The following is a 12,636-nucleotide window of genomic DNA, read 5'->3' on the forward strand; positions in this document are numbered from 1 at the left end:
CCTTCCGTCTGGTCAGACTCTGCAGGAACGCGTTTACGGTTTCTTTCCGGTTAGGGTTTCGTCGTGCGCTTCGGGGTGCTGGGACCGGTGACGGCGTGGACTGACGCGGGAACGCCCGTGGTCATCCAGGGGCTGAAGGTGCGTGCGCTGCTGGCCGACCTGCTGGTGCACGAGGGCCGTCCGGTTCCTGCTGACCGGCTGATCGACCACCTGTGGGGCAGTGAGCTGCCAGGCAACCCGTCGGCGACCCTGTCGGCGAAGGTGTCGCAGCTCCGGCGTGCGTTCGAGGACGCAGAGCCTGGGAGTCGCTCGCTGGTGCGGTCAGGGCCGGCTGGGTATTCCTTGGCGCTGGACAGCGCGGCTTGTGATGCTCTCCGCTTTCGTGAGCTGGCTGCTGCGGGTGCTTTCGAGGAGGCGCTGGAGCTCTGGCGTGGGCCGGCGTACGCGGACTTCGGCGACGAGGCCTTCGCCGAGACGGCTGTGGCCAGGCTGACCGACGAGCGACTTAGTGCGTGTGAGCGGGCGGACTTGTCGGTGGCTGAGCTGTCGGACCTCGTCCGTGAGCACCCGCTGCGTGAGGGCTTGCGGGCCGCGCACATGAGGGCCTTGTACCGTGCGGGACGCCAGAGCGAGGCCCTGGAGAGTTTTGACCAGGTACGGTCGCTGCTGCTGGAAGAGCTCGGCCTGGACCCCAGCCCGTCGTTGGTGGCGCTCCAGCAGTCGATCCTCACGCAAGAGTTGCCGCACGCGCGAAACAACCTGCCGGCACAGGTGACCGAGCTGATCGGGCGGGACGACGCTCTAGCCGATGTTGCTGTTGCTCTGGACACGGCCCGGCTGCTGACGCTGACCGGGCCCGGTGGGGTTGGTAAGACCCGTTTGGCCCTCGGGGCCGCTGGTGCGGTCGCTGACCGGTTCGCCGACGGTGTGGTGCTGGTGGAATTGGCTGCTGTGACACCGGACGCTCTGTCGGTCAGCAACGCGCTCACCGATGCCGTGCAGGCTGCGCTGGATCTGCGGGACACCGGAGAGGCCATCGTCGATCGTTTGGCTGCGGTGATGGGCTCCCGATTGCTTGTGCTCGACAACTGCGAGCAGGTGGTCGAGGAGGTCGCAGTACTGGTTGACCGTCTGCTGGCAGCTGCTCCGGGGCTGCAGGTGCTGGCAACGAGCCGTGAGCCGTTGGGCCTGGCTGGTGAGGTGGTGTGGAGCGTTCCGCCGCTGGCGATCCCGAGCATTGATTCCGGACCGGACGCGGTCGGGGAGTGCAGTGCGGTGCAGTTGTTCGTCGCTCGGGCCGCTGCCGCGTCACGGGGGTTCGCTTTGACCGAGGAGACCGTGGCTGATGTGGCTGTGCTGTGCCGGCGGCTGGACGGAATTCCGTTGGCGCTGGAGCTTGCGGCGACGCGAGTACGGGCTCTCGGCGTACATGGTCTGGTAGCGCGGCTGGACGACCGCTTCCGGTTGCTGGCGACCGGGCATCGGGGTGCAGCGCCACGGCAGCAGACCTTGCACGCGATGATCGACTGGAGCTGGGAACTCCTCGACCCGGCAGAGCAGTCCGTGCTGCAGCGCCTCGCAGTACATGCAGATGGCTGTACCGCGGAAGCGGCGGCGGCCGTTTGCGGTGAGGACGACGTACTGGATGTGCTGGTACGGCTCGTCGACCGGTCTCTGGTCGTACCCGTCGACGGGACGCGCTTCCGATTGCTGGAGTCGGTGACGGCGTACTGCATCGACAAGCTGCAGGGCTCCGGCGAGCTGGAGGATATGCGGCAGCGGCACTTGACGTATTACGTGTCGCTTGCTGAGGCGGCGCGGTTGTTCGGTGCTGAGCAGAGCCGTTGGTTGCAGTTGCTGGACGACGACTCCGCCAACTTCAGGACTGCGCTGGATCGTGCGGTGACCACGGGGCAGCTGGACTTGGCTGAGCGGCTTGTGGACGCGTTGGCTTGGTACTGGTTCCTGCGTGGGCGTCATTTGGAGGCCCTGCGTTCGCTGGAAGCGGTACCTGGGTCTGCGCGTGCTGGGATCTGGCGGGCCGGCTACTTGTACCTGCTCGGACGTCCCGAGGCCGTGGCGGAGCGGGACCGTTGGATCGACGCTGCCGATGCGATGGGGCAGTGGTGGATCGCGTATGCCGCCAGCGATGCAGGTGACCTGGCTGCGTGTCAGGCGTTGCTGGACAGCGCACTGAAGCGTTTTGAGGCAGACGGCGACCAGTGGGGCGTTGGCGCAGTACTGGCGGCACGGGCGAAGCATGCGCATGTGCGTGCCGACCTCCCGGCGCTGTACGACGACGCCTGTCGCAGCATCGCGATCTTTCGGGAGCTGGGGGACCGTTGGGGTGTGCTGCAGGCGACCAGCTGGTTCGGGGCCCACGCAGAGCTCGTCGGTGACTTCGACGAGGCTGAGCGGCTACACCTAGAAGGACTGGCGGCCGCTGAGGAGATCGGGCTGTGGCCCGAGCTGGCGAGCGAGCTGGGCATGCTCGGCTGGACGTCGATCCGGCAGGGGCGTTACGACGTGGCACGCTCGTACGGCGAGCGCGCGGTACGGCTTGCCACGGAGCAGGGGCAACGCGCGACTCAGGCCTTGGCGGAGATCGTGCTGGCCTTCGCGGCTCGTCGTACCGGGGAGCTCGACGAGGCGTCGGAGCGATTGCAGGCACTCATCGACGTCGCCCGCCGGCAGCATGAGGCCGTGCTGTACCTGTCACTCGTGCTGGACGAGCTCGGGTTCGTCAGAGAGCTGCAAGGGCGCCTGGCGGACGCTCTTGAGCTGCACATGGAGGCTTTTCGGGTCTCGGAGGAGTTCGACTCGCTCCGTGGCATGTGCTGGGCGTTGGAGGGGATCGCCGGGTGTCACCCGGACAAGACGCTCGCAGCGGTCCTGCTGGGATGTACGGCGGCCACCCGGGCGTCCGAGAACTACCTAATGGCCGCGACCGAGACGGAGGACCTCGACCGCGCGGTGACCGCGGCGGCCTCGGCTCCGGGCTACCAGGCGGCGTACGCGCGTGGTTCCGGGCTGACTCCGGTCGAGGCATTCACGCTGCTCGTCCGGCAGTAGATGTTCTGTAGTTGAGATTATTAATCTAGCGAAGTAGTTTTACCGCATGGATTATGGGCATGAACTGGTCTTCGGCACGTTCCTGACCCCAGCGGTCGACGCCCCGGACCGGGTGATCGCGCTGGCCCAGCTGACCGAACAGGTCGGGCTGGACCTGGTCAGCTTCCAGGACCACCCGTACCAGCCGCGGCTGATGGACGCGTGGACGCTGCTGTCCGTCGTCGCCGCGCAGACCGAGCGCATCAAGGTGACCACCAACGTGGCCAACCTCCCGTTGCGGCATCCCGTGGTCCTGGCGCGCAGCGTCGCGACGTTGGACCTCATCACAGGTGGCCGCGTGGAGCTCGGGCTGGGCGCCGGTGGATTCCTGGAGGCCGTTGCGGCGAACGCGGGACCGCGGCTGACCACAGGGCAGAGCATCTCCGCTCTGGAGGAGGCCATCGCGATCATGCGCCAGGTCTGGACGCCGGGAGGCGGTGGGATCCGGCTTGAGGGCAAGCACTACACCGTGGCCGGTGCCAAGCGCGGCCCGGCGCCCGCGCACGACGTGTCGATCTGGCTGGGTGCGTACAAGCCGCGGATGCTGGCGCTGACCGGACGACTCGCCGACGGGTGGTTGCCGAGCAGTGGGTACGCCGGGCCGGACGAGCTGGCAGCCATGAACAAGGTGATCGACGAAGCGGCTGTCGATGCCGGCCGTGACCCTGCGGCGGTCAGGCGGCTCTACAACATCGCCGGCCAGTTCAGCGGGCGTGGTGGGTTCCTGCAGGGGCCTGAAGAGCTCTGGATCGACCAGCTGACCGAGCTGACGCTGGGGGAGGGCATCAGCACGTACATCCTTGCGTCTGACAACCCTGACGACATCAGGCGCTTCGCTGAGGTTTCCGTCGGCGTACGCGAGGCGGTTGCGGCGGCTCGGTCCGGTGCGACTGTGGCGGCGGCGCCTGCGGGTGGGTTTGCCGTCGTACCGACACCACCTCCTGCTGTGCGGCGTAGCGCAGTACAGCTGCTGGACGAGTCGGAGCGGCCGACCGGGCCGGCGCATGACCCGTCCCGGACGTACACGCCGTACCAGTTGCAGTCGGGGCAGCACCTGATCGACGTACACGACCATCTGCGTGCTGAGCTGGAGCAGGTACGTGACCTGGTGGAGCAGGTCGCGGCCGGGACGCTCGGGGTCGGTGCTGCGCGGTCCCACATCAACACGATGACCATGCGGCAGAACAACTGGACCTTGGGGACGTACTGCGAGTCGTACTGCCGGCTTGTCACGACGCATCACTCGTTGGAGGACGCATCGCTCTTCCCGCACCTCCGCCGCGCCGACCCTGCGCTGGCGCCGGTCGTGGACCGGTTGCAGGAGGAGCACAAGATCATCCACGACGTACTGGAAGGTGTCGACAAGGCGTTGGTCGCGCTCGTGGACGGCTCAGGCAGCATCGACGGGCTGCGCGCCGCCATGGATCTGCTCGACGACACGTTGCTCTCGCACCTGTCCTACGAGGAGCGTGAGCTGGTGGAGCCGCTGGCGCGGCTCGGAGTGCTGTAGCTACTTGGCCTCACCCAGCAGGGAGGCGAGGATGTCGAGGAGGCGGAGCGTCGGCACCTCGCCCAGCAGGCGTGCGGCGCTGGTGGACGGTTCCGCGATCAGGCGCACCTGGAGCAGCTTGAAGTCGCGGATGTTGGCCGGGTTCACCAGGTCGTCGCGGACCGCGGACAGAAACGCGGAGCCGGCTGCCGACGTACCGTAGGTCATCCGGATGAAGCTGTCGGTCACCGGATACAGGTACGGCCGCTTCAGGTGCAGCAGCTTGGACTTCTTCGCGTGCCCGAACCCGCGGTGCCCGGTGAACTTGTCGTCCAGCGCCATCGCCGCCTCGAACAGCTCACTGCCCGGGGCCGCGTCCTCGAGCCGCGCGTCCACCGGGATCGCCGCCAGCTCCTTCTCGGTCTCGACCTCGAGCAGCCACGGGATGTCCATCGCCCGCAGGTCCGACCCGATCACCATCGTCCGGGCCAGGTCCTCGAGCGTGATCCGGTTCGGGTCCGAGCCGCCGACGGTGGTCATCCCCGGCAGCCCGTCGTAGTACTGCAGCACGGCGCCGTTCGTCTCGGCGTACAGCCGTAACTGCGCGATCGCCTCGTCGACGACGATCTTCCGGGTACCGATGTTCATGAGCCACACCCTCACACTCTTGGTGGCAGACCCGCCAGCGGGCGGACCATCATTCGAACGTTCCTCACTCTGTTCCCGCAGATCGTAGCGACTCCCAGGGGACCTGCACGCCAGGGTCACTTCCCGTTATCCACAACCTGTAAGCATCCCCGCCGCCGGAGTGGCCTCCGCCGTAAACTCTCTGTCACAAACCGACAACTGAGCGGAGGCAAACCGTGCGCCGATTCCTCGCGCTGGCCCTGTCCGTCCTCCTGCTCGTGCCCCTCACCGCACCCGCCCAAGCCGCCCGGCCCGACGCCTACTACTGCCTGCACCCCGACCTCGCCGTCTCAGCAGGCGGCCAACTACTCAGCTCTGGCGACCAACTCGCCCTCGACGGCGGCATGGCCCACGCCGGCACCGGCCTCACCCTCGACTTCCAGGCGCACACCGTCAACACCCCCATCGACCTGTGCAACCTCCGCCTCACCGACTCGCGCGTCTGGCAGGTCGACCACTGGCCCTGCACGAACGCCCCCAAACCCCAGCCGGCCCGCAGCCAGTCGCTGAGCTGGTCCGTCAACGTTCCACTCGACTGCAAGTTCATCGGCTCGCCGAACCTGCTGTCGGTGTCCTTGACCAACGGCAAGGGCTCAGCGGCGGCCAACGTGATGATCTACGCCGGCGCGCCGGGCTTCGTTCTCCCGGACAAACAGGCGCGGGCGTTCTTCGGGCCGTTCGCGATGCAGTCGGATCCGGTCAACTCGCTGACCGGCGCCTTGACCGCTGTCTCGACGGACGCTTCCGTGACGGCAGTCGGTGTGCCCTTGACGGTGAGCCGGGCGTACAACTCGAACGACACGTCCGCCGGCTCCCTCGGCATCGGATGGCGCTCGTCGTACTCGGACCGCCTGGTGCTGTCGGCGACCGGCGCACGGTACGAGACATCCGACGGCCGCGAGATCGGCTTCACGCGGAAGGGGCCCGCGTTCGCGGTGGAGCCCGGGCCTGCCCGGTTCGCGCTGGCGCGGTCGGGCTCGACGTACCTGCTGACGAGCGTCGACCAGGTGCGGATGCAGTTCTCCGCGGCCGGCGAGCTGCAGTCGATCCGCGACCGCAACGGTCAGGGCGTGACGATCTCGCGCGCTTCGGGACGCGTCCACACGGTTGAGAACGGACGGCGGTCGCTGACGTACGGCTACAACGACCAGGGGCAGATCACCGCGGTTCGCCTGTCTGGTCCGGGCGTCGCACCGCGGACCGTTCGGTACGAGTACGCGGACGGCCGGCTTGTGGGTGTCACCTCACCTGGCGGCATCCGGACGCAGTACGAATACGTGGACGGCCGCCTCAAGTCGGAGCGGGTGGGGGACGCGACGGCGTTCACCACTGAGTACGACGCAGACGGCCGCGTCGTCGCGCAGACGGATGGGAACGGCGGCCGATCCACCTGGGCCTGGGAGACCGACGGCCTCCGCGGTACGTCGACAATGACCGACCCGACCGGTGGCAAGTGGCTCAACGAGTACGAGCGGAACTGGCTGATCCGGCAGACCGATCCGACCGGCGCCACTGCGACGTTCCACTACGACGCGGACGGCAACTTGATCCGCGTCTTCGACAACCTCGGGCACGGTGCGCGGCACGAGTACGACGCGCTCGGTCGTGTGGTGGCGTCGACGGACGCGGCCGGGGCCGTGGCTCGGCGGACGTACAACTCGCGCAACGACGTCGTCGCGACGATGGACCCGCTCGGGCGGCGGACGACGTACAGGTATGACACCCGCGGCAACCCGACCGGTACGTCGTACGGCGGCCGCACGACGTCGGCCATCTACGACGCGCGCGGGTTGGTGACCGCGTCCCGTGATCCGCTCGGCCGCACCACGCAGTACTCGTACTCCGTCGACGGCGACCTGGTGCGTGTCGTGGATCCTGTCCGCCAGGTGACGCGGGTCGAATACGACGGCTGGGGCCGCCCGGTCAAGGTGACCTCTCCCCGTGGTGCGGTCAGCACGGTCTCCTACAACGACGACGATCAACCGCTCGAACAGCACGGCGCGCTCGGCGTCTCGACGAGTCAGACCTACGACGCGCAGGGTCGGGTGTCGACGTTGATCGACGCCCGCGGCGGCACGACGAAGCTGCGGTACGACGGCGCCGGGGCGATAGTCGGAGTCACGCGACCATCGTTGCCCGAGGCGACTACGACGTACGACGCCTCAGGTCGGGTCACCAAGCTGGTCGACGCCGGCGGCCGCGCGCAGAGCTTCACCTACGACGGCGCCGGCCGCACTACGGAGGCGACGTACGGCGACCGGACCTGGCGGTTCACCTACGACAAGGCCGGACGCCTGATCCGTACGACGCTGCCATCCGGCAAGACCGCGTCCTTCACACTGGATGCGCGTGGCGCACCGCTCCGGATCGCGTACTCCGACAAGACTCCTGCGGTCAGCTTCACCTGGGATGCTGCGGGCCGTCGTACATCGATGACCGACGGGACCGGCGTCACCCGCTTCGGGTACGACAACTTCGACCACCTGACGTCGTCGGCCGGGCCTGGCGGAACTGTCGGCTATCGCTGGGACGCTGTCGGCAACCTCTCCGCGCGCACTGCGGCGGGCCACACCGAGTCGTACACCTGGGACGCCGTCGACCGCCTGACCTCAGCCACCGCCGACGGCAAGCCGCTGGCGTCGTACCGCTACGACCTCGCCCACGGCGCGATCACCACGACGCAGCCGGGCGGACTGGTCAAGACCGAGCGGGTGGACCTCCGCGGCCGAACGACCTCCCTGTCCGTGACGCAGAACTCCCGTCCTGTCCGCACCATCACTTCTGTTTACGACGCGGCCGACAATGTCACCCGCTCAAACGACTCCGTCGCGGGCAAGGCATCGTACGAATACGACCCGCTGAACCGTCTGACGGCAGCCTGCTACGGCGGCGACCAGTGCGCCGACCCCATCCGCTACGCGTACGACGGAAGCGGCAACCGCACCTGGGAACAACGCTCCTCCGGGAGCACGTGGTCCCTGTACAGCGCCACCAACGAACTCCAGGCCTCGATCACCGCACCGGCCAACTATCCGCTGGCCCCGCTGTCAGCCCGTTCCTACACCTATGACAAAGACGGCAACCTGACCTCCGACGGCACCACGACGTACACCTGGTCCGCCGCCGGCAAACCCATCTCCTCGACGACAGCCGGAACCACGACGACGTACACCCACTCCGGCGACGGCCGCCGAGCCACCTCGACCACGGGCCGCCAGTCAACCCGCTACCTCTGGGACCCGCTCTCACCCGAGATCCTCAACACCACAACCGACGCCAAGCCGACCCGCTACCTCTACGGCAGCAGCCTCCTCGCCGAACAAACCGGGGCCACTCGGACGCCGCTCACCACCGCACCGAACGGCTCGCTCCTCGCCACCGCAACCACCAAGCTGACCCAGCACGACTACGAGCCCTACGGCCAAACCCGAGCCGGTCCCACAACTCCCCCCAGCCCCAGCAAGCCTTCCGGCCATCCAACCCCCGGCTACATCGGCGGCCTCAAACTCCCCACCGGCAACTACCTCCTCGGCCAACGCGAGTACAACCCCACCACCGGCACCTTCCTCACCACAGACCAGGCCGGCTCCGCCAACCCCTACGCCTACACCACCGGTAACCCCCTCAAAACCACCGATCTCCAAGGCCTGGACGACGTAGAAGGCACCCTCACCGACGTCTCCCACATCTCCGGCTACATCTCCACCGCCGCCCTGGCCGGCGCCGTCATCTGCACCCTCGCCCGCGCCTGCGCCCCCGCCATCCCCATCTTCCTCGAAATCTCCTCAGCCACCGGAGTAATCGCCGCCGGCGCCGCCGGCATCCTCGACTCCCAAGCCTGCGTCCTGAAGGGCAACTGCTCCCAACTCGTCGCAGATATAGCGGTCGGTCTCGTTGCCAGCCGCATCCCCATGGTCGGCCGCGCGCGCTCCGGTCTGGAAACGGTCACGCCTGCACTGGGTTATGCCGAAGGCGCCGGCGAGAGCGCGTTGACGCCGAACCGCCTGCAGCATGGGACCAAACATCTTGTGAAGGCGGGGTTGTTGCCAACGTGGTCGGGAAAGACCAGCCCGGAGGCCATCAAACGCGCATTCGTCCCGATACTCGAACATCCGACAGCGACTGTTGACCACCAACTCGGCAACCATCAAGTCAAGGGATTCCTCGGCGACATCAACGGACAGCGAGTCGCGATCTTCGTGTACAAAGACGGTCCGTACGCTGGGCAACTTGCATCCTCGTCAAAACCGTCCGAAAACCAGCTGAAGAAGTGGGGGATAGGGTGACGGCAAAGTGTGCCCGGGACGTTCTGGTCGTCCTAGCTGATGGTGAAGAGGTGCCTGGCATCACCGTGTACGGGCTCGCGAGCCGTGGCCGGCGACGGCCGGTGGCATTTCCCGCTGATGTGTGGATTGGTGCTCCCGCCGTCGAGGAGTTCGTACTGCATGGGGACGCCTGGGAGATCACGACCTTGGACCTGCCGATTCTCGTCTGGCCGGCTGCCAAGGAGCTGGGATCAGCGATCCACGCCTCGCTTGCTGCGCTCATTGAGGCGGGGTGCCCGGTCGCGTGGATCGGCGCCGAAGGACTTCCGTTCTGCGACCCGCCGCGTCTGTTCGACTCCAGATGTATGTCGGGGGGTGTGCTGGCCTGGATGACAGCCGATGGACAGTTCGAGTGTCAGGTGGATCCGAACGGGCCTGTTTCGCCGATCTCGGACCAGCAATTGGAGACGCTCAGACACCACGCCCAAGGCCTCGCCGACGCGACCTAGCTTGCGCCGGTAACCGCCGCAGGTGTACCGCGAGGTGATGGGGAGCGCTAACCCTAGGATGGGATCCGGTTTCCGCGCGGTCCGAGTCTGGATCAGATGTGTGCGGTCGATACAACGTCAGCCTGGCGATCTGCGAAATGGAGTAGGTGGCGGTGGAACGCTGCGGGGCTTGGGCGGCTGAGGTTGATCGGACATTGGAACGGACCGGGAGCTGAGGGGTGGTCGGAGGCTGGTGCGTTTGTGGATGGGGGGTCGGATCGGGCGGAGCGGGAGACGGAGTGGTGGCGGTCCAGGACGTCGTGGGCAGGTGCGGACCAGAGGCGCGTCTAGGATCTCGGAGCATGGAGAGCGGTGTGCTTCGGCAGGCCCGGGCGTTGTACGACGAGGGGTCGGTGGCGGTTTATCAGGCGTATTCGCCGGAGATTGCGGAGCCGGCGTTGCGGGCGGGGACGTTTGTGGAGCCGTTCGGGATGGGACGGATGACTTGGATCAAGCCGTCGTACTTGTGGATGGCTTATCGGTCGAGGTGGGGGACGAAGCCGGGGCAGACGCGGGTGTTGCGGATCCGGATCCGGCGCGACGGGTTCGAGTGGGCGTTGGGGCGTGGGGTGCTTTCGCATTACCAGGCTCGGTTTCATGAGTCCGAGGCGGCGTGGAAGCAGTCGTTGTCGGGGGCACCGGTGCGGATTCAGTGGGATCCTGAGCAGGCGGTGACGCTGACACCGCAGCCTCAGGTGCGGTCGATCCAGATCGGGTTGTCGGGGGACGCGGTACGGCGGTATGTGGACGAGTGGATAGTGGGCATGGAGGACGTGACTGCGGAGATGCAGCAGGTGCGAGATCTCGCCCGTACGTCGAGGGATGCGGCGCAGGCGGCGTTGCCAGCGGAGCGCCCGTACCCGATCTCCGACGAACTGGCTGCCCGGATCGCCGCGACCCCCGGAGCACACCCGAACCGCTGACCCGCGCGGCTGCCTGTGGTTGCCTGTGACAGGCACGGCTACGTGAGGGTGCCTGCGGCGATCGGGTGGCTTGGCAGATCCCGCGCTGGGCCCGGCCCGTTGGGGTCTCCTTGCTCGTCAACCGGGTCCGCGCGCGTCAGAAGGTTTTGGCGGTGGTGCGGGTGGTGGAGAGGGCTTCTTCGCGGGACTGGAGGAGGTCGCCGGTGAGGGTGGGGTGGTGGCGGATCTCGGTGATGTCGGTGATGCCGGTCCAGCGGAGCCAGTCGTTGAAGAAGGTGGAGTGGAAGTCGGTGCCGAAGGCGGGGCCGAGGTGGGGAGCCCAGACGCCGCTGGTGTAGATGACGGCGGCCCTCCGGCCGGTGTTGGCGAGCAGGGGTTGGTAGCCGGTGTGGGGATCCAGGCCCCAGATGGTGCCGGGCTGCGAGATCACGTCGATGAACTGTTTGAGGATGTAGGGGACGCCCGCGTTCCACATCGGGACGCTGAAGAGGAGGCGGTCGGCGGCCAGGAAGCGTTGGAGGGTTGCCTGTACGGCGTCCCAGGCCGCGGCTTCCTCGCCCTGGAGGGCTTCGCCCGCGATGAAGGTCATCTTGGCGCCGGCCGCCGCCGGACCGAACTCGGGAAGCGTGCCGTCCCACAGATTCCAGGTGACGACCTCGTCGTCGGGGTGCGTCTCGCGGTACACGTCGACGAACGTGTCGGCGATCCGCAACGACTCCGACTTGTCTCCACGGGGCGACGACGCGATGTGCAGCAGGGTGCTCATGATGATGCCTTTCAGTTTTATCGGACTGTGGTCCGGTTACACGAAAAGACGATACGGACTCCGGTCCGGTTAATCAAGTGGGCGGCAAATTGGGTTGACCGCGTCCGCATGATGGGGACATGACTACGACTCTTGGACTGTTGCGGATGGGACCTGCGGCCTCGGCGGCTCGGGTTCAGCAGCAGACCGTTCTCTGGTGGGGGTCGATGCTCGGTCAGTCGTGATCGGGCTGGTGGTCGCGGGGCTCTTGGCCGGGTACGGCGTTGCCGTGCCGGTCGGGCCTGTCGGGACCTATCTGGTGGCGCTGACGGCGCGGAGTTCGTTGCGGATCGGAGCGTTCGCCGCGCTCGGGGTGGCGTCGGCCGACGGGGTGTACGCGGCGGTCGCTGCGGGAGCCGGTTCGGTGCTCGCGCCGTTGCTGGTGCCGATCGTCGGACCGTTGCGTTGGGCATCGGTTCTGGTGCTGGTCGGGCTTGCGGTGATGGGGGCGGCCAAGGCGGTACGGCGGTACCGCGAGCAGCGGATCGTCGCTCTGCAACAGGAAACCCCGCTCGGCCCGTGGACGGCGTACCTCGGGATGCTCGGGATGACGATGCTGAACCCGTGGACGGTGATCTACTTCGCGGCCCTCGTGCTCGGGGGGTCGGGCGTCGCGGGGGTCGGTGGGCGGATCGTGTTCGTGGTGGCGGCGTTCGTGGCCTCGGCGAGTTGGCAACTGCTGCTCGCGGGCGGCGGGGCGCTGCTCGGACGGGTACTGACCGGCGCACGCGGCCGGCTCGCGACGGCGTTGGCTTCGAGCATGCTCATCGTCGTTCTTGCGGTGCGGCTGGTGGTGTAGCCGAGGGCG

8 protein-coding genes are annotated in these 12,636 nt (G+C 67.5%); 6 read left to right on the top strand and 2 right to left on the bottom strand.

The window, feature by feature from the left end:
* Positions 1 to 63 precede the first annotated feature (63 nt).
* A complete protein-coding gene (locus AB0M51_RS10750; protein ID WP_363748904.1) occupies positions 64 to 3,072 on the top strand; it encodes a BTAD domain-containing putative transcriptional regulator in 3,009 nt (1,002 codons plus the stop codon).
* A 46-nt stretch (positions 3,073 to 3,118) separates the two neighbouring features.
* A complete protein-coding gene (locus AB0M51_RS10755; RefSeq protein WP_344187980.1) occupies positions 3,119 to 4,621 on the top strand; it encodes an LLM class flavin-dependent oxidoreductase in 1,503 nt (500 codons plus the stop codon).
* Here AB0M51_RS10755 and AB0M51_RS10760 read toward each other — a convergent pair whose 3' ends face one another.
* Complete coding sequence (locus tag AB0M51_RS10760; protein WP_344187979.1) at positions 4,622 to 5,248, bottom strand: DUF6308 family protein; 627 nt, start codon at positions 5,246 to 5,248, stop codon at positions 4,622 to 4,624. It lies immediately after the preceding gene.
* Positions 5,249 to 5,463: 215 nt separating this feature from the next.
* Here AB0M51_RS10760 and AB0M51_RS10765 point away from each other — a divergent pair, with 215 nt between their 5' ends.
* From AB0M51_RS10765 to AB0M51_RS10775, 3 genes are all read left to right on the top strand, one after another.
* A complete protein-coding gene (locus AB0M51_RS10765; protein WP_363748907.1) occupies positions 5,464 to 9,573 on the top strand; it encodes a DUF6531 domain-containing protein in 4,110 nt (1,369 codons plus the stop codon).
* Between the two features lie 50 nt (positions 9,574 to 9,623).
* Positions 9,624 to 10,061 (top strand): hypothetical protein, encoded by a 438-nt coding sequence (locus AB0M51_RS10770; protein ID WP_363748909.1) that lies wholly within the window; start codon positions 9,624 to 9,626, stop codon positions 10,059 to 10,061.
* A 341-nt stretch (positions 10,062 to 10,402) separates the two neighbouring features.
* Positions 10,403 to 11,023, top strand: a complete 621-nt coding sequence (locus AB0M51_RS10775; RefSeq protein ID WP_363748911.1) for a DUF4291 domain-containing protein — start codon at positions 10,403 to 10,405, stop codon at positions 11,021 to 11,023.
* Between the two features lie 136 nt (positions 11,024 to 11,159).
* Here AB0M51_RS10775 and AB0M51_RS10780 read toward each other — a convergent pair whose 3' ends face one another.
* Positions 11,160 to 11,789 carry an NAD(P)H-dependent oxidoreductase gene (locus tag AB0M51_RS10780; protein ID WP_363748913.1) on the bottom strand — a complete coding sequence of 210 codons (630 nt, stop codon included), beginning with the start codon at positions 11,787 to 11,789 and terminating at the stop codon, positions 11,160 to 11,162.
* A gap of 196 nt (positions 11,790 to 11,985) precedes the next feature.
* Between AB0M51_RS10780 and AB0M51_RS10785 the strand changes: the two genes are divergently transcribed.
* On the top strand, positions 11,986 to 12,627 hold the full coding sequence (locus tag AB0M51_RS10785; protein ID WP_363748915.1) for a LysE family transporter: 642 nt from the start codon (positions 11,986 to 11,988) through the stop codon (positions 12,625 to 12,627).
* The last annotated feature ends 9 nt before the right edge of the window (positions 12,628 to 12,636 follow it).

Source organism: Kribbella sp. NPDC051137 (assembly GCF_040682535.1).
Lineage (GTDB): Bacteria > Actinomycetota > Actinomycetes > Propionibacteriales > Kribbellaceae > Kribbella > Kribbella karoonensis.